At 64.9% G+C, this 16,088-nt stretch carries 16 protein-coding genes; 8 read left to right on the top strand and 8 right to left on the bottom strand.

Going from position 1 to position 16,088, the window contains the following annotated elements:
• Positions 1–1,146, bottom strand: a 1,146-nt coding sequence (locus B8115_RS10220; RefSeq protein WP_010627701.1) for an ATP-binding cassette domain-containing protein, incomplete at its 3' end; no start/stop codon positions are given.
• A gap of 100 nt (positions 1,147–1,246) precedes the next feature.
• On the opposite strand from B8115_RS10220, the gene B8115_RS10215 reads away from it, so the two are divergent.
• A complete protein-coding gene (locus B8115_RS10215; protein ID WP_010627700.1) occupies positions 1,247–2,140 on the top strand; it encodes a TatD family hydrolase in 894 nt (297 codons plus the stop codon).
• Between the two features lies 1 nt (position 2,141).
• Complete coding sequence (locus tag B8115_RS10210) at positions 2,142–2,618, top strand: hypothetical protein (protein ID WP_010627699.1); 477 nt, start codon at positions 2,142–2,144, stop codon at positions 2,616–2,618.
• On the opposite strand, the gene B8115_RS10205 is transcribed toward B8115_RS10210, so the two are convergent.
• Both B8115_RS10205 and B8115_RS10200 read right to left on the bottom strand, forming a co-directional pair.
• Complete coding sequence (locus tag B8115_RS10205; RefSeq protein ID WP_010627698.1) at positions 2,604–3,692, bottom strand: acyl carrier protein; 1,089 nt, start codon at positions 3,690–3,692, stop codon at positions 2,604–2,606. The two genes, B8115_RS10210 and B8115_RS10205, sit on opposite strands and share 15 nt — an antisense overlap.
• Positions 3,689–5,917: a thiamine pyrophosphate-dependent enzyme gene (locus tag B8115_RS10200; RefSeq protein WP_010627697.1), complete on the bottom strand. Its 2,229-nt coding sequence runs from the start codon at positions 5,915–5,917 to the stop codon at positions 3,689–3,691. Before B8115_RS10200 ends, B8115_RS10205 begins: the two co-directional genes overlap by 4 nt.
• A gap of 97 nt (positions 5,918–6,014) precedes the next feature.
• Between B8115_RS10200 and B8115_RS10195 the strand changes: the two genes are divergently transcribed.
• Positions 6,015–6,866: a LysR family transcriptional regulator gene (locus B8115_RS10195; RefSeq protein ID WP_010627696.1), complete on the top strand. Its 852-nt coding sequence runs from the start codon at positions 6,015–6,017 to the stop codon at positions 6,864–6,866.
• On the opposite strand, the gene B8115_RS10190 is transcribed toward B8115_RS10195, so the two are convergent.
• Positions 6,824–7,408 carry an elongation factor P hydroxylase gene (locus tag B8115_RS10190; protein WP_010627695.1) on the bottom strand — a complete coding sequence of 195 codons (585 nt, stop codon included), beginning with the start codon at positions 7,406–7,408 and terminating at the stop codon, positions 6,824–6,826. The two genes, B8115_RS10195 and B8115_RS10190, sit on opposite strands and share 43 nt — an antisense overlap.
• A gap of 136 nt (positions 7,409–7,544) precedes the next feature.
• Here B8115_RS10190 and B8115_RS10185 point away from each other — a divergent pair, with 136 nt between their 5' ends.
• The 3 genes from B8115_RS10185 to B8115_RS10175 all read left to right on the top strand — a co-directional run bounded on the left by B8115_RS10185 (position 7,545) and on the right by B8115_RS10175 (position 10,896).
• Positions 7,545–8,993, top strand: coding sequence for an MATE family efflux transporter (locus B8115_RS10185; RefSeq protein WP_010627694.1), 1,449 nt, complete (start codon positions 7,545–7,547; stop codon positions 8,991–8,993).
• The gene (locus B8115_RS10180; RefSeq protein ID WP_141638562.1) at positions 8,965–10,029 is read left to right on the top strand and encodes a DUF3080 family protein; all 1,065 of its coding nucleotides are present in this window, start codon (positions 8,965–8,967) and stop codon (positions 10,027–10,029) included. The genes B8115_RS10185 and B8115_RS10180 overlap by 29 nt, the downstream gene beginning before the upstream one ends.
• A 153-nt stretch (positions 10,030–10,182) precedes the next feature.
• A complete protein-coding gene (locus B8115_RS10175; RefSeq protein WP_026038031.1) occupies positions 10,183–10,896 on the top strand; it encodes a hypothetical protein in 714 nt (237 codons plus the stop codon).
• Between the two features lie 34 nt (positions 10,897–10,930).
• Here B8115_RS10175 and B8115_RS10170 read toward each other — a convergent pair whose 3' ends face one another.
• Complete coding sequence (locus tag B8115_RS10170; protein WP_010627691.1) at positions 10,931–11,908, bottom strand: IS110 family transposase; 978 nt, start codon at positions 11,906–11,908, stop codon at positions 10,931–10,933.
• Between the two features lie 272 nt (positions 11,909–12,180).
• On the bottom strand, positions 12,181–12,432 hold the full coding sequence (tusA, locus tag B8115_RS10165; RefSeq protein ID WP_010627690.1) for a sulfurtransferase TusA: 252 nt from the start codon (positions 12,430–12,432) through the stop codon (positions 12,181–12,183).
• A 29-nt stretch (positions 12,433–12,461) separates the two neighbouring features.
• Here tusA and B8115_RS10160 point away from each other — a divergent pair, with 29 nt between their 5' ends.
• On the top strand, positions 12,462–12,749 hold the full coding sequence (locus tag B8115_RS10160; protein WP_010627689.1) for an antibiotic biosynthesis monooxygenase: 288 nt from the start codon (positions 12,462–12,464) through the stop codon (positions 12,747–12,749).
• A 42-nt stretch (positions 12,750–12,791) separates the two neighbouring features.
• On the opposite strand, the gene rlmM is transcribed toward B8115_RS10160, so the two are convergent.
• Positions 12,792–13,877, bottom strand: coding sequence for a 23S rRNA (cytidine(2498)-2'-O)-methyltransferase RlmM (gene rlmM / locus B8115_RS10155; protein WP_010627688.1), 1,086 nt, complete (start codon positions 13,875–13,877; stop codon positions 12,792–12,794).
• A 251-nt stretch (positions 13,878–14,128) separates the two neighbouring features.
• On the opposite strand from rlmM, the gene gdhA reads away from it, so the two are divergent.
• Positions 14,129–15,481: an NADP-specific glutamate dehydrogenase gene (gene gdhA / locus B8115_RS10150; RefSeq protein WP_010627687.1), complete on the top strand. Its 1,353-nt coding sequence runs from the start codon at positions 14,129–14,131 to the stop codon at positions 15,479–15,481.
• A gap of 106 nt (positions 15,482–15,587) precedes the next feature.
• On the opposite strand, the gene sugE is transcribed toward gdhA, so the two are convergent.
• The gene (gene sugE, locus B8115_RS10145) at positions 15,588–15,902 is read right to left on the bottom strand and encodes a quaternary ammonium compound efflux SMR transporter SugE (RefSeq protein ID WP_010627686.1); all 315 of its coding nucleotides are present in this window, start codon (positions 15,900–15,902) and stop codon (positions 15,588–15,590) included.
• Between the last annotated feature and the right edge of the window lie 186 nt (positions 15,903–16,088).

Below are 16,088 nucleotides of genomic sequence, written 5' to 3'. Positions count from 1 at the left end.
GAAGTAGGCCACCTTGATGTTGGTGCCAAGCTTTACCGTGCCTTCGCTGGGCTCGAGCTCACCGAGCAGGATCTTGAGCAGCGTGGTCTTGCCGGCACCGTTGCGCCCGATCAGGCCGATGCGATCGCCGCGCTGGATCTCGAGCGAAAGGTCGCGAACGATCGTCTCGTCGCCGAATCGGTGGGTCACGCCGACGAGTTCAACCACCCGCTTGCCGCTACGCTCGCCACTGTCGATGCCGAAGCTGGCCCGGCCCTGCACCTCACGGCGCTGACCGCGCTCACGGCGCAGCTGCTCCAGCGCCCTCACTCGGCCTTCGTTGCGCGTGCGCCGTGCCTTGATGCCCTGGCGGATCCAGGCTTCCTCCTGGGCCAGCTTCTTGTCGAACTCGGCGTTCTCCCGCGCCTCGACCTCGAGCTCGTGGGCTTTCTGCTGCTGGTACTTGGCGTAATCCCCGGGATAGCGCCCCAGCCGACCGCGATCGAGTTCGAGAATGGTCGTGGCTAGCTTCGACAGGAAGGCCCGGTCGTGGGTGATGAACAGCACCGCACCGTTGAAATCGAGCAGTTGCTCCTCGAGCCAGGCGATGGTGTCGAGGTCCAGGTGGTTGGTAGGCTCGTCGAGCAGCAGCAGATCGGGCTCGGCGACCAGCGCCCGGGCCAGCGCCACGCGCCGGCGCCAGCCGCCGGAGAGCGCACTCATCAGGTCGTCGGCAGGCAGCCCGAGCCGGGTCAGCACCACGTCGATGCGCTGATGAAAAGACCAGCCGTCGATGGCCTCGAGACGGCTCTGCAGGGTCGCCATGCGCTTCATGTCGGGCTCGGCCGCCTGCACCAGGTGGTGGTACTCGGCCAGCAGCTCGCCGGCCTGGGGCAGGCCCTGGGCCACCACGTCGAAGATGGTTTCCCCCGAAGCGGAAGGCAGGTCCTGCTCCAGCACGCCGATCTTCAGTCCCGGCGCGCGCCAGATACTGCCGTCGTCGGGCAGGATCTCCCCTGCCACCAGCTTGAGCAGGGTCGACTTGCCGGTACCGTTGCGCCCGACCAGCGCCAGACGCTCCCCTTTCTCCAGCACCAGGTCGGCGCCATTGAGCAGCACATGGGTACCATAGGCCAGTTGCAGGCTTTCCAGACGTAGCAGGGTCACGTGCTCACCTCATCGTTCATCGAGGCGGCTAGTGTAACGCATGGCTGGCCTGCCGTGGCTTTGGTTACAATGCCTCGTGAACGAGCAATGGAGCGGTACCTTGTCCCACAGCCACGCCACTTTCGACGACTTCCTGCCCGAGGCGCTGCGCTTTCGCTCGCCCGCCCCGCTGGTGGACATCGGCGCCAACCTGACCCATCACAGCTTCGACCGGGATTTCGAAGCGGTACTGCAGCGTGCGCGAGCCGCCAACGTCACGACGCTGATCGTGACCGGCACCGATCTCGCTCACGCCGAGCAGGCCGTGGCGCTGGCGCAGCGCTTCCCGGGCTTGTACGCCACCGCCGGCGTGCACCCCCACGATGCCAGCCGTTGGGATGCCGAGCTGGCAGCGGGCATGGCCGAGCTGCACCGTCGCCCCGAGGTGGTGGCCGTGGGCGAGTGCGGCCTCGACTTCAACCGCAATTTCTCCACCCCGGCGGAGCAGGAGCACGCCTTCGAGGCGCAACTGGGCCTGGCGGCGGAGAGCGGCAAGCCGCTGTTCATCCACGAGCGCGATGCCGGCCGGCGCATGCGGGAAATGCTCAAGGCATGGCGCGACGACATCGCCGATGCCGTGGTGCACTGCTTCACCGCCGACCGCGACACCCTGCACGGCTATCTCGATCTGGACCTGCATATCGGCCTGACCGGCTGGATCTGCGACGAGCGCCGCGGCCATCACCTGCGCGAACTGGTGAAGGAGATCCCCCTCGAGTGCCTGATGGTGGAAACCGACTGCCCCTACCTGCTGCCGCGCGATTTACCTGCCAAACTCAAGGGCAGGCGCAATGAGCCTGCCCTGCTGCCGTGGATCGTGCGCGAGATCGCCCACTGGCGCGGCAACGACGAAGCCGAGCTGGCTCGGGCGACCAGCGAGACGGCAAGACGCTTCTTTCGCCTTCCCTTGAACGGCGAACCCCAGGACAATGGCCGCCCCCCACAGGAGTCGTAGCATGGCCGACATACCCGGATTCATCGCCGTGGAAACCGGCGCCGATAGCGATCTGCCCCTGGCCATTGCCTGGGTACTGACCGACGGCAGGATCAAGCACACCCTGATCCAGCCCGACGACGACTGGCTCGATGACGAGTTCAACGAGCTCAACGGCTACAGCCTGGAGGAGCTGCACAGCTTCGGCGCTAGCCCGCTCGACGTGATTCGGGAGCTGGAGAACGACCACTTCAACGCCACCCTGTTCACCGCCGGCGTCAGCGGCGATGAAGCCGCCCTGGCCAGGCTGTTCGATACCTACGGCATCGACCCCTTCGTCGAACTGGCACCGGCCGACAGCCTCTATCCCGCACTCTCGGCCGGCGAATGGAGCCGCGCACGCAACGAGCTGTTCAGCGAGATGGGGCTCGAGCCAATGCGGCCCGAACACGAAGTGGAAGTGATGCTGCGCCTACACGAGCGCCTAGGCAGTGAGTGACTCCCGCCGAGCCAGCAGCCACTCGCGCTGCTCGGCAATGCCCATGCAGACCAGCCGCGGCTCCTCGCCTTGAAGCCGTTGGAAATCGCTCTTGTCGCTCCAGCCCTGCCAGCCGAGCTGAATCAGCGCCTGGGCCGTGGCCCCGCCCAGGGTCGCCCCCGGGCCGGGAATCACGATGCGATCCGGCGCGAACTCCCTCACGCCGACCCGGATCGCCGCCGTGAAGTCGTAGGGCGCGACCAACTGTTCGCCCAGGGTGTAATCCCATAGCGCCTGCGGGTCGGTGCTCCAGGGCGTCCAGACATGGCCGCGGCCGTCGATCATCGGCACCTCGGGTGAGCGCAGCGGCAGGCTCGCCAACTCGCGGCGCGCCTCGTGCTTCACCCCCTCCTGCAGCGGCGTATGAAAGGCGGCGTGCTGATGCAGCCGCAGCGGAAACCGCTCGCGGGGCGGCAGCGCCTCGCTCAGGCGCGCCAGCCCCGCTTCGTTGCCGCCGAAGACCAGCATGCCGCCCAGGTCGATGGAGAGATGGAGCTCCGCCTCGTCCCGGCCGTGGATACGCTCGATCAGCCCAAGCAGCTCCCGGCGCAGTGTCCAGTCCGGCCGCCACTCCTCGTCGACCCAGGGGTAGATGACCTGCCCTCCGGCCAGGGTTTCCTGCATGCGTAGCCCCATGCTGCCGATCAGGTGCAGCGCTTCATCGGGCCCCAGGGCGCCTGCCGCAGCCAGGGCGATGTACCAGCCCATGGAGTTGCCGGTTACCGCCACCACCTCGTAACGCTCGCGATCGATGGCCAGCAGATCGGCCCAGGCACAGGCATAGATCAGCGGTGCGGCATGTTCGCCGCGCCCGTGCAGGCTCTGGCGAAAGGGTGTTTCACCGTCCAGTTCCGTGAGCGTCGGCATGCCGGCTTCACGGCGCATCGCGTCGAAGCGTGCCAGCCACTCGCTGCCGCCCGCCAGTCGATTGAGGGTGCCCCATTCGGCGGCGTTGTAGGTGCCGCGGCCGGGGCACACGATCAGCAGCCGTTCGCGGGTGCCACTCCGGGGCTCGTTAGCGTGCCGCTGGCTCATGGATTGTCGCTCCCTGCCGTCGCCTTGCCTGGTGTCTTTGTCATTGCTCCATCCTTCGCTCCGGGCGCAGCAAGGCGCAGCGCCTTTTCGACGATCACCGCCACCGAGGGCAGCGTGACCGTGGCCGCCCGCCCCAGCGGAATGAAGCTGTCCTCGGCAGTCAGCCGGTGCAGCCTGTCGCTCGGCATGCCGCGCTCCACCAGCGCGGTGATCAGCTCCTCGCTGAGTGAGCCGCTGCGCCGGCACTCATCCACCACCAGCACCTGATCGCACTCGGCGACGCGGCGGTACACGGCATCATGGTCGATGGCGGTGAGCCAGCGCAGGTCGACGATACGCGGGCGCACGCCATGGGCCTCCAGCCTTGTCGCCGCCTGACGCGAGAGGTAGACCCCGTTGCCGTAGGTGAGGATGGCCAGCTCGCGCCCCTCGCCCCACTGGCCGAGCGCCCCCTGCGTCAGGCGATGCCCGGGCCCAGGGTCGGCGAAGCACCACTGCTGATCGCCCTCTTCATGCAGGTCGCGGGTGTGGTAGAGCGCGATGGGCTCGATCACCACCACTACCCGCTGCTCCTCGTCGGCCAGGCGCACCGCCTCCTGCAGCAGGCCCACGGCATCGGCGGCGTTCGACGGGCAGGCCACCAGCAGGCCGGGGATGTCGCGCAGCACGGCAATGGCGTTGTCGTTGTGGAAGTGGCCGCCGAAGCCCTTCTGATAGCCGAGCCCGGCGATGCGTACCACCATGGGGTTGGTGTACTGGCCGTTGGAGAAGAAGCTGAGCGTGGCCGCCTCGCCGCGCAGCTGGTCCTCGGCGTTGTGCAGGTAGGCCAGAAACTGGATCTCGAGCATCGGTACCAGGCCGTTCTGCCCCAGCCCGATGCCGAGCCCGAGGATGCTCTGCTCGTCGAGCAGGGTGTCGATCACCCGATGCGGCCCGAACTGGGCCTGCAGACGCTGGGTGACGCCATAGACGCCGCCCTTGCGGCCGATGTCCTCGCCCGCCATCACCAGATGCGGATGGCTCTCCATCAGACGGGCGAGCGCTTGATTCAGCAGCTTGGCCATGGGCGCCGGCGTGGGCTCCACCTCACCCTGCCATGGCCGTTCACGGCCAGCCCGCGGCGGCGGCACGATGCTGGCCATGACCTGAGCGGCCGTCTCCAGTTTGGGCCGACGAATCGCCTCCTCGGCGACATGCGCGACCCGCTCGGCCACCGAGCGGTAGAGCGCGGCGATGGCGTCGCGCCCGAGCACGCCGTGGCGCTCGAGCAGCCCCGCCGTGACCAGCAGCGGGTCGCGGGCCTCGTCGGACTTGATCCGCGTGGGAGAGAGGTAGGCCTGCTGCGCGTCGGAGCCGGCATGACCATAGAGCCGCACGCAGCGCATGTGCAGGAAAACCGGCTGCTTGCGGCGCCGGGCAATGCGTTCGGCCTCTGTGGCCGCCCGCCAGGTATCGAGCAGGTCGAGGCCGTCGCAGGCCAGGTAGTGAAAGCCGGGGCGCGAGCGCATGCTGGCTTCGATCCAGCCGTTCGGCGTCGGCGTGGAGATGCCGATGCCGTTGTCCTCGCATACCATCACCAGCGGCAGCGGTGCCCCCTGGTAGGCGGCCCAGCCGGCAGCGTTGAGCGCGCCCTGGGCGGTGGAGTGGTTGAACGAGGCGTCGCCGAAGCTACAGATCGCCACACCGTCGGCCGGCCACTCGCCGCCACCGCCCAGCCGCCGCCACAGCCCGAAGCTGTAGGCGGCCCCCACGGCCTTAGGTAGGTGCGAGGCGATGGTGCTGGTCTGGGGTGGGACATGCAGCGATTTCGAGCCCAGTACCTTGTGTCGCCCGCCGGAGATCGGGTCATCCGCCGAGGCGGCGAAGCTCAGCAGCAGATCCCACAGCGGCGTCTGCCCCGGCACACCGCGACTGCGCTGGATCAGAAAGGCCGCGTCGCGATAGTGCAGAAAGGCAGGATCGGTGGCGCGAAAGGCGCGGGCGATGGCGGCATTGCCCTCGTGACCGGCGCTGCCGATGGTGTAGAAGGCTTCGCCGCGGGCCTGCAGGCGCCGGGCATGCAGGTCAAGGTGGCGACTCATCAGTTGGGTTTCGAACAGCTCGGCTAGATCCGCCGCAGAGAGCCCGACCTCCTCTAGCGACCAGTCGCGGTCCGGTGTCGGCCAGTCGCCGCTGCGCAGGGCGGTGAAGAAACGCTGCTCTTGGTGTAGGGGTTCGAGCACCATGCTGGCTCCAGGCAAGGAGGGTAGATGTCTCTAGCCTAGCGCGCCCGGCAGACAAAGAGATAATATCGATATCCTGCCCCAGATATAGGCCCCACCTATGGATGTTCGCAGCCTGCGCTACTTCATTGCCGCCTATGAGAGCGGCTCGATCAGCGCCGCCGCCCGACGCTGCCACGTGGCGCAACCCTCGATCTCGACGGCGCTGGTGCAACTGGAAGAGCGCCTGGGCACGCTACTGTTCGAGCGTCATCGGCGCGGCATAACGCCGACCGAGGAGGGCCACCGGCTCTACCCGCTGGCGCGTCAAGTCAGCGAAGACCTCAACGCCATCGACCGTCTGTTCCGCACGCCGGCGCCCGCAACGCCGGTACGCCTGGGCCTGATGCGCTCGCTCGGGGCCAACCGCATGACGGCACTGCTCAAGGAGTACATCGCTCAGGGCGACAACCTGGCGCTGACCCTGGTCAATCCCGAGGAGCGCTGCGACGCCCGCATCATCGGCGAACAGGACCTGGCAGCTGGCGAGGCATTTCAACCCATCTGGCACGACAGCTATCTGCTGGCGCTGCCCGGCGGCCATCCTCTGGGCTTGAAGGGGTCCGTATCGCTGAGCGACCTCGACGGTCTTCCGTTCATCTGGCGACAGCCCTGTGCCGCCATGGAACAGTTGGCGTCGGTACTCAGCGATGCCGGCGTACGCTGTCAGGTTCGTGCGCGCCTGCGCACCATCGAATACACCCTGGGGCTGGTAGCGGCCGGCGTCGGTGCTTCGCTGGTACCGGCCTGGCCGGAAATCCTCATCCATCCGGACGTGCAGTGCCGGCCTCTCAGCGGCCTCGACATTCGCCAGACCGTCGGCGTGGCTTATCCGGCGCGGCAGGCCATGCCCGCTCTCGAGCCGCTGCTTCAGCTCGGCAGGCAGGCGTGGGAGTCAGCCGGTACTGCCTGAGCCAGGACATCGAGGCCGCTGGCAACGGCACTCTCGAGAGAGAGCCCCTGCTGGTAGAAGGCCTGCAGCGCGGCATGAAAGGCCGCCGCCCGGGCGGGAAGCCCCTCCCGCTCGTAGCGCGCCGCGCGGGCCGTGACACGGGCCGCGAAGGCGTCACGGTCGACGTCCGTGTCTCCGCCCAGGTTGTCGACGCTAACGTGAAAGCGCAGCCCACAGGCACGTGAAAAGAGCATTTCCAACGCCTGAGGCGCCACTTCCGCCGCCTCGAAGCGGCGCTGCTGCTCGGCATCACGACCGTCGGGCAGGTACCAGTAGCCGTAGTCCTCCAACTGGCGGCGCCGCTCGCCGGCGATGCACCAGTGGCTGATCTCGTGCAGGGCGCTGGCATAGAAGCCGCGGGCGAAGATGACCCGGTGCCAGGGGCAGTCCGTATCGGCAGGCAGATAGAGCGGCTCGTCGCCGCCACGCAGCAGGCGGGTGTCGAAGCTATCCCGGAAGAGCCCGTCGAACAGGGCGATCACGTCCTCGAGGCGATGCGTCACGCTGGCTTCCTGTGTGGCTGAGCGGCGGGACAGTATAGGCGAGTCGACCACGCAGCGAAATTCACCGGATATTGCTAACATATTCGGTTCTCCTGACGCATTGGTCAGGCTTTCGACATGCATGGAGCCTTCTGCCTTGGCAACGTTCTTCTCCAACCTGCTAGGCGTCAGCCGCACGGAAACGCGGCCGTTGATGCGTCTTGCCCTGCCCATCTGTGGCGCCCAGTTGGCCCAGGCCGGCATGAGTGTGGCCGACGTGATGATGACGGGGCGGCTCAGCGCCACCGACCTGGCCGCAGTCTCGGTGGGCTCCAGTCTGTGGCTGCCGCTGATGCTATTCATGACCGGCACCTTGATGGGGCTGACGCCCATCGTCGCCCAACTGCTCGGCGCCGGCACCACGGAGCGCATCCGCCCCAGCGTGCATCAGGCGCTGTGGGTGGCCCTCGCCCTGGGCGTGGTGGCGGCCCTGCTGCTGTGGTTCACGGTGATGCCGATCTTCCGTGTAATGGACGTTCCCCCGGAGGTGGCACGCCGCTCGGCAGCCTATCTCTCGGCCGTGGCTTTCGGCATGCCGGGGGTCGCGCTGTTCCAGGCACTGCGTGCCTTCTCCGACGGCATGAACCACACCCGCCCCTCGCTGTGGATCAGCCTGGTAGGGCTCGGGGTGAACATTCCCAGCAACTACGTGCTGATCTACGGCGGCGACGGGCTCACGGCGCTTTTCGGCGACTGGCTGCCCGGTTGGATGCAAGGCCTGCCGGCGCTGGGCGCGCTGGGCTGCGGTATCGCCACAGCCCTCTCCATGTGGGTCATGTGCCTGACCATGATCGCCTACACGCGACGCTCGCGGGCCTACGGCAACGTCTCGCTGTGGCACTCGCCCACCCCGCCCCGCTTGCGTCTGATCGGCGAGCTGCTCTACGTGGGTGTGCCCATCGGCGTGGCGATCTTCGTCGAGGTGACATTGTTCACACTGATCTCGCTGTTCATCGCCAGCCTGGGTGAAGTGACGGTGGCGGCACACCAGGTCGCGTTGAACTACACCTCGATCCTGTTCATGCTGCCGCTGGCCCTGAGCATGGCGCTGACCGTCAGGGTCGGCAACATCCTGGGCCAGGGCAAACTCGAACGGGCACGCATGGTGGCCTGGAACGGCATACTGGTCTCGGTGCTGATCGCACTGCTCAACAGCGCCTTGCTGTGGTTCACGGCAGAGCCGGTCATGGCCCTCTACACTCACGATACGGCCGTGCAACGCCTGGCCCTGTCGCTGGTTCTGCTGGCCATGCTCTATCAGGTGTCCGACTCACTGCAGGTCAACCTAGCCGGCGCCCTGAGGGGCTACAAGGACACCCGAATCGTCATGGTCATCACCCTGTTCGCCTACTGGGCGGTGGGGCTGGCCGGCGGCCACTGGCTGGGTACCCGAGGCCTGCCTGGCTGGAACGAACCGCTGGGGGTGCATGGCTACTGGATCGGCCTGATCGCAGGGCTCACCGTGGCGGCGCTGCTGCTCGGCGAGCGGCTGCGGCGCAGGGCCAAGGGAGTCGCGCATGGCAAGCAGGAGATACCGCTGGACTGAAGCGAAACGCCATCTGACGGCCGGCATGATGGCAGGGCTGATGGCCTTGCTGATGGCAGGCTGCGGCAGCGCTGAGCAGGGTGATGCCAAGCTCATCGAGTACCAGAGAGCGCTCGCCGAAGCCCTGGGACAGCCGGCGCCGGATAGGACGGCGCCACCCAACATTGGCGCCTTTCCCGAACGCGATGAGCGCCTCTTCGAGGTTGCCGAAACCCGCGAGGGCATGCTCAACGTCTATGCCTTGCGCGAATGCCATATCACCCAGTTGGTCGCCGCACGCAATAACCAGCTCGGGCGCGTGGCACCGCCCAGTCAGCAATGGATATACGAACTGGAACTGTGGCGACGCCTGCATGCCTGCTGGCACAGCGACGTACCCGACGGCCTGTCGGAGACGAACCGCGAGCGCCTCGAACGACTCACGCTGATCAAGACCGAGCAACTGCCGAAGGTGAGCTGGAACAGCCTGTTCGATTCCGAAGAGTGGGTGCGCAGCTTCTCCCGCGCCAGTTCCCCCCTGGCACCGGACGATACGCGCGGCATCGAGGCGCAATTCGAAGCCCTCTCCTGGCTGCATCAAGCCACCCTCAATCAGTTCAATCCCGAATGGCAGCATCAGTCGAGTACGCTGGAGAACCACCTCAACTCACTGCGCAGCCGTCCCCTGACCGCCGAACTGCTGCGCGCCCTGGTGCTTGCCGAAAGACGCCTGACCGAAGCGAACGAGCTGCTTGCCGCCAATCTCCGGTCGCAGCGTGGTTGTACCGCGCTTGCCTCTCCTGTCGATGTGCTGAGCGAAGAGATGGCCGACATGGCGGCATTCGCCTGGCTGGACCGGTTGGAGAGCCTGGCGACGCGCTGGCTCGAAGCGATCGACGGCCTGTTCGCAAGCCATGTTCCCCCGCCCGAAGCGGTCGATGACTATCGCCATGCCTGGCTCTCGCTGGAGAACCCCGAGGCCCCCCTGCCTGCCCTGCGCCAGGCACGCAACGAGCATCTGCAGCATTGGCAGGCCCTGGCCAGGCGATGCACGTGAACCCCGGGCCTGCACGAAAAAGGTGCCGACAGGCTTAACTTGGATGCCAACTCTGTGATATTGGTGATTGCGAGAAGGTAGGAGTCGATCCCGTCAGCCTTGCCGTAGCCGTGACCTTGCCGCTCGGCCCATGCAGAATCTGGAGGGAGGAACATGGGTATGACACTGTCACCCCGCCCTGCCCGGGTCATCGACCTGGAAATGATGCGCCAGAAGCTCCAGGCCAAGCGACGCCTGGTGCGTCTCTCCCCCGAGCTGGACGGCCTTGAAATGGTCTACAGCCTGGCCTCGGACCCTGACTCCCTCTACGGCATGCCCATTCTGGCCTGGGGCCTGCGTGAAGATGGCGATGTCGTGGGCCTGGTGCCCTGGATGGAGACGTTGACCTCCTGCCATCAGCTCGACGATGCGGAATACGGCCGTTTCGTCGGCTATCGCGATCCCGAAACCGAAGAGCTGCTCGACTACCCCCCACCCCACAAGGCCTGTGAGCTGGAACACGCCGCCGCCTACTTCGATTACGAAGAGACGCGCGACATCACCCTCATCCAGCAGATTCCCGATACTCAAGGCACCCACGCCCTTTGCATCGATGATGACGATCGCCCCTGGCAGCTGAAGCAAGTGTTCGGCTGGCGTCTGTACAGCGACGGTAACGTGGAAGCTCTGCTGGCCGATGAGTCACTCATCGAGACCACCCCGATCCTGCCCGGCGACGCCTGCCTCTATCCGGGCCGAAGCCGTCACAGGATGGTCTATTTCTTCCAGCGCAGCATCGCCAATCGAATCCGTGAGCAGGACCCCGGTACCCTGGAGGCCCTGGCGCTGATGGTCATGCCCAGCACCTCCGTGAGGGCCGACGGCTAGATACCATCTCTCCTAACCGGCCACAAATGTCCCATCAGGCGATTTGTGGCCGATATTCGGTTTGCGTCTTGAGGACCCCGTAAGCGATATGGATCAGCTTGCGCATTGCTGCCCCCAAGGCCGCCATCTTGCTCTTTCCGTTTCCTGTAAGCCGCTGATATAACGCCGAGATGTCGGGATTCCGCCTCAGCCCAACGACGGCTGCCATGTACAGGCTCTGCCGCAGTTTCGGATTGCCGGCTTTCGACAAGCGGGGACGCCCGCGCACGGAGCTACCCGATTCCCAACTGACGGGCACGAGCCCCGCAAACGCCGCAGCCTGGCGGGCGCTTTCGAAAACGCGGCTACGCAGCATCGCCAACAGTCGGAGAGATACCGCAGGGCCAACGCCGGGAATCGTTTGCAGCAAGGCGCGATCCTGCTTCAAGCCAGGGTGCTGATCGAGGTGGTCATCGACCTCTTGCTGGAGACGATCCCGCTCACGCGTCAATGCCGACAGGATGTCATCGATCGAGCGAAGGATATCGGTTGCCATGGCGAACTCGGCTTTCTCGCGCCGGTTCCGCTCACGCTGAATGTCCTTGTCCAGTGCGTCGAGTCTCGCTGCCAGCGCCTTGAGCTTGCGCACTTCCTCAGGCTCCGGCTGCCAAGCTTCAGGTCGTTGCGTCGCGCCATAGCGTGCCAGCACCACACTGTCCTTCTTATCTGTTTTGCCGCGTACTCCCTGACTACGGGAGAAATCGCGCACCTGCGCGGGGTTTAGGACATAAACCTGGATGCCGGCAGCATGCAGCCAATAGGCCAGCGTTTCGTGATAGATGCTGGTGGCTTCCATCAAGACATGCAACTGATCCAATGGCTCCCCGGTTTGGTGCTCAAGCCATTCCAGCAGGCGCGGAAAGTCCTGCCGCCGATTGCCGAATACACGAGTCTTGACCTTGCCGGTCGCCACATCGCGTAGCCAGGCGCAATCGAGCTTCTGCTTGCTGACGTCGATACCAATCACTGCCATGTCTCGTCGCCTTTCCTTGTTCGTGCAGCCTCACTCCTATTGGGGAGGGGCTTGGATACCATTCAAGCTATCGAGATAGTGGGCATCAGGGGGCATAATCTAGCTCACAGGCTGTAACGCCTCAGGCTCTGTGGATGCTCACCCTGATGCCAAGGCCTGCTGGTAGCTAATCAACAAGCCCGGAGAGACACAAGGCTCTGTCCGAAACCTGGCTGCGCTCGCTGACTTTTCAGACAGAGCCTTGGCACGCAGCAGGGGGGGGTGGCGGTACATCAGCCCAAGCGGATAAAGTAGAGATAGTGGCCGTCCGACTCCTCCTGCGCCACCAGCTCGTGCCCCAGGAAACTGCAGAACTTGGGGATGTCACGGGTGGTGGCGGGGTCCGTCGCCACCACCTTGAGTATTTCGCCGGAGCGCATGTCACGCACCTTGTTGTGCATGAGCATGATGGGCTCCGGGCAGTAAAGACCGGTCGTGTCCAGCTCGACCTGGTGGACGGGCTGCGAGTCGGCGGTATTCGTCATCGATCGACCTCGGCGTAGGGAACTGCTAGATGATAAAGATCATAATCGAACGTCGCATCATGCCTGGCCTGGAAGAGGAATACGAAGAAGCCGCCCGTGAGGCGATGCGTTTCTCTCTCGGTGCCAGAGGGTTCGTCGGCGGCGAAACCCTGGTCGAACGCGGCCGCAGCGACCGGCGTCTGATGATCGTCAAGTGGCGGGATCTGAACGCCTGGAACGAATGGTACACCAGCGAGGAGCGCTCCAGGGTGATGCAGCGCATCCTGCCGCTGCTCACCGAGGACGAGACCATTCGCATCTACGAGCCGTCCTACTGAGACGCCCTGACCTCTGCGCCTGGTCGCTGCAGCTGGCTGACCTCAGTCGTGCAGCCTGACATGCACCGTGACCTCCTCACGATCATGGTAGAGATGACGGCAGCGCAGCGTGGCGCGAACGCCGGCATCTCCCAGCGCCTCTTCCAGCAGAACCAGACAGCGCTGCACCTCCTCCCAGCGTCGTTTCATCGGTAGCTTGAGATTGAAGATCGCCTCCCGGCACCAGCGTCGAATCAGCCAACGCTGAACCATGGCAGTGACCCGAGCCGGTTTGTCGACGATGTCGCAAACCAGCCAATCCAACCGATAGGGCGGCTCCCAGACAAAGCCGTCCTCACGCAGATGCTCGACCATGCCCGTGGCCATCAGCTCGCCCTTCATGGGGCCATTGTCGATGGCATAGACATGCATGCCCCGTGCGACCAATTGCCAGGTCCATCCGCCGGGCGCCGCTCCCAGATCCGCCGCCTGCATGCCCTCCGTCAGGCGCTCGTCCCATTCATCGCGCGGAATGAACTCGTGCCAGGCCTCCTCCAGCTTCAGCGTCGAGCGGCTGGGGGCAGCGGAGGGGAAGCGCAGCCGGCGAATGCCCCCAGGCAGTTCGCTGCGGTTACCGGGGAAGCTCATGCCCAGCTGCACGAGGTCGCCATCCATCCAGAACAGATGTAAACGACGCCCACCGGCCTTGCGACGCAGAGCTCCCCGCTTGCGCAGGGCCGATTCGAGCGGGCGCGTCAGCGCCTTGATCAACCCCGCCAGCGCCTTTCCCTCGTTGGTATCGGGCGTTTCATGCCAGATCGCATCGAAACTCCAGCCGCTCTCCACCACCTGCTTGAGGATGGGAGACAGCCTGTCGTCACGCTCCAACTGCAATGACGGCAGCGCTACCAGGCTCTGACGCGCAAAGATGAGCCGCTCGAATGCCAGCTGTCGATGTAGCTCGTTGGCCGGTCGCTCATCGTCGACGATGAAATTCACGCAGCCTGCCTGTTCGATGAATTCGGCCCTGCCCTGCCAGCCGAGTCGCTCGACATTTGCCGCCACTTCGGCCGCCACATCGGCTTCGAAACCCGGGCGACAGTAGAAGAGCAACTGATCGGGCACCATACGTTCTGCCAGGCTGGACATCGGTGTTTCTCTCACGGATTCGTTGGTGACGCATGGTACCAGCACTAGGCCTTCGCTGTCGGCCACTCCGTAATCGTTTAAACAGCGTCTTTTAAAAATTTCTAATGTGCAATGTTGGTGCGCAAAAAATGGCGATTTGAAAGCGATTTCGACTCATATCAATGTCTAATCCCGACATAGCCTATGCAATTGCTGCATAGTGGTGCACTGAATTATAGTGAGCCCATCCTTTTCACCATCAGGACACAACGATGACTTACGTGCACGACACCCTCGAAGGGCTGAGAAAGAGCAGCCCTGCCCAAAGCGAGTTCTACCAGGCGGCCGAAGAGGTCCTCGAGTGCCTGCGTCCTCTGCTCGAAACGGTGCCGCGCTATCATCAGCACAGCATCATCGAGCGTATCGTCGAGCCTGAGCGTCAGGTCATGTTCCGTGTCAGCTGGGTCGACGATGCCGGCAAGGTGCAGGTCAACAAAGGCTATCGCGTCCAGTTCAACTCAGCTCTGGGCCCCTACAAGGGCGGCCTGCGTTTTCACCCCAGCGTCAACGCCAGCATCATCAAGTTCCTGGGCTTCGAGCAGATCTTCAAGAACGCCCTGACCGGACTGCCCATCGGCGGCGGCAAGGGCGGCTCCAACTTCGACCCCAAGGGCAAGTCCGACGGCGAAATCATGCGCTTCTGCCAGTCGTTCATGAACGAGCTGTATCGCCATATCGGCGCGACCATCGACGTGCCGGCCGGCGACATCGGTGTAGGCGCCCGCGAGATCGGTTACATGTATGGCCAATACAAGCGCCTTACGGGCAGCTATGAAGGCGTCTTCACCGGCAAGGGGCTGAACTGGGGCGGGTCGCTGGGCCGCAAGGAAGCCACCGGCTACGGTGCGGTCTACTTCGCGCAGAACATGCTCGAGGCGCGCGGCGACAGCATCACCGGCAAGACCTGCCTGGTATCCGGCGCCGGCAACGTGGCCATCTATACCATCGAGAAGCTCTACCAGCTCGGCGCCCGACCCATCACCTGCTCGGACTCCCGCGGCACGATCCATCATCCGGAAGGTATCGATCTCGACACGCTCAAGCTGCTCAAGGAGGTCAAACGCACCTCGCTGCGTGAGTATGTGGAATACCATCCTGAGGCAACGTACATCGATGCTCTGGACTACCCGAGCGACGGCCATGCCGTATGGCGCATCAAGGGCGAGATTGCCTTCCCCAGCGCCACGCAGAACGAAGTGACCGAGGCCGACGCCATGGCGTTGCTCGGCAACGGCGTACACTGCATCAGCGAAGGCTCCAATATGGCCTCCACCGCTACCGCCGTCGACCGCTTCCTCGAAGCCAGGATCGCCTACGGCCCCGGCAAGGCGGCCAACGCCGGCGGCGTGGCCACCAGTCAGCTCGAGATGGCGCAGAACAGCAGCATGCAGCAGTGGTCGTTGAAGAAGGTCGACACCAAGCTGCAGGCGATCATGGCAGGTATTCATCGGCAGTGTGCGGGCACCGCCGAGGAGTTCGGCGAGCCCACCAACCTGGTGCTGGGCGCCAACATCGCCGGGTTCCGCAAGGTGGCCGATGCCATGATCGATCAAGGCGTCGTCTAAGCCGCTCCATCCAGGCCGTCGGGCTCCCGATGGCCGAACACGACAAAGCCCTGGCCTTCTCGGCCAGGGCTTTGCTTCATACGGGCACCTTCTTACCTACCGCCCGCTAAGCAGCCAGCTTCAAGCCCACCAGGCCGGCAAGGATCAGCACCAGGCTGAGCAGCCGCAGCGGCGAAGCGCTATCGCCATAGATCAGAATGCCCAGCAAGACCGTACCCACCGCACCAATGCCTACCCAGATGGCGTAGGCGGTACCCACGGGCAGCACCTTCATTGCCTGTGCCAGCAGATAGAAACTGGCCACCATGGCCAAGATCGTGAGCAGACTGGGGAGCGGTCGGGTAAAACCGTGTGACGCCTTCAGGCCCAACGCCCACGCCACTTCGAGAAGACCGGCAACGACCAACAACAACCAGGCCATTGAGATTTCCTTCTGAGGGTCCGAGGCCGTCCCCGGGTTGGCAGCACACCATCGGGTCGTCCCGCTGGCGATCGGAGCCATTTTAGGCCCCCCAAACGGCGAAACCCAGCCTCTTTCGAAGCTGGGTTTCTGAAGAAGTGCCTGACGACCCGGGCGGCGCTCCGCTACTCTCCGTGGGAGGCCCCT

The sequence above is a fragment of the Halomonas sp. KM-1 genome, assembly GCF_000246875.1.
Taxonomy (GTDB): domain Bacteria; phylum Pseudomonadota; class Gammaproteobacteria; order Pseudomonadales; family Halomonadaceae; genus Halomonas; species Halomonas aerodenitrificans.
This window is presented reverse-complemented; position numbering and strand designations above follow the sequence as displayed.

Bases quoted from the DNA above. Each gene is read 5' to 3' on its own strand.
- B8115_RS10210 (WP_010627699.1), top strand. From the start codon at position 2,142: ATGGCCGACATACCCGGATTCATCGCCGTGGAAACCGGCGCCGATAGC.
- B8115_RS10205 (WP_010627698.1), bottom strand. From the start codon at position 3,692: ATGAGCCAGCGGCACGCTAACGAGCCCCGGAGTGGCACCCGCGAACGG.
- B8115_RS10200 (WP_010627697.1), bottom strand. From the start codon at position 5,917: ATGGTGCTCGAACCCCTACACCAAGAGCAGCGTTTCTTCACCGCCCTG.
- B8115_RS10195 (WP_010627696.1), top strand. From the start codon at position 6,015: ATGGATGTTCGCAGCCTGCGCTACTTCATTGCCGCCTATGAGAGCGGC.
- B8115_RS10180 (WP_141638562.1), top strand. From the start codon at position 8,965: ATGGCAAGCAGGAGATACCGCTGGACTGAAGCGAAACGCCATCTGACG.
- B8115_RS10175 (WP_026038031.1), top strand. From the start codon at position 10,183: ATGGGTATGACACTGTCACCCCGCCCTGCCCGGGTCATCGACCTGGAA.
- B8115_RS10170 (WP_010627691.1), bottom strand. From the start codon at position 11,908: ATGGCAGTGATTGGTATCGACGTCAGCAAGCAGAAGCTCGATTGCGCC.
- tusA (WP_010627690.1), bottom strand. From the start codon at position 12,432: ATGACGAATACCGCCGACTCGCAGCCCGTCCACCAGGTCGAGCTGGAC.
- B8115_RS10160 (WP_010627689.1), top strand. From the start codon at position 12,462: ATGATAAAGATCATAATCGAACGTCGCATCATGCCTGGCCTGGAAGAG.
- rlmM (WP_010627688.1), bottom strand. From the start codon at position 13,877: ATGTCCAGCCTGGCAGAACGTATGGTGCCCGATCAGTTGCTCTTCTAC.
- gdhA (WP_010627687.1), top strand. From the start codon at position 14,129: ATGACTTACGTGCACGACACCCTCGAAGGGCTGAGAAAGAGCAGCCCT.
- sugE (WP_010627686.1), bottom strand. From the start codon at position 15,902: ATGGCCTGGTTGTTGTTGGTCGTTGCCGGTCTTCTCGAAGTGGCGTGG.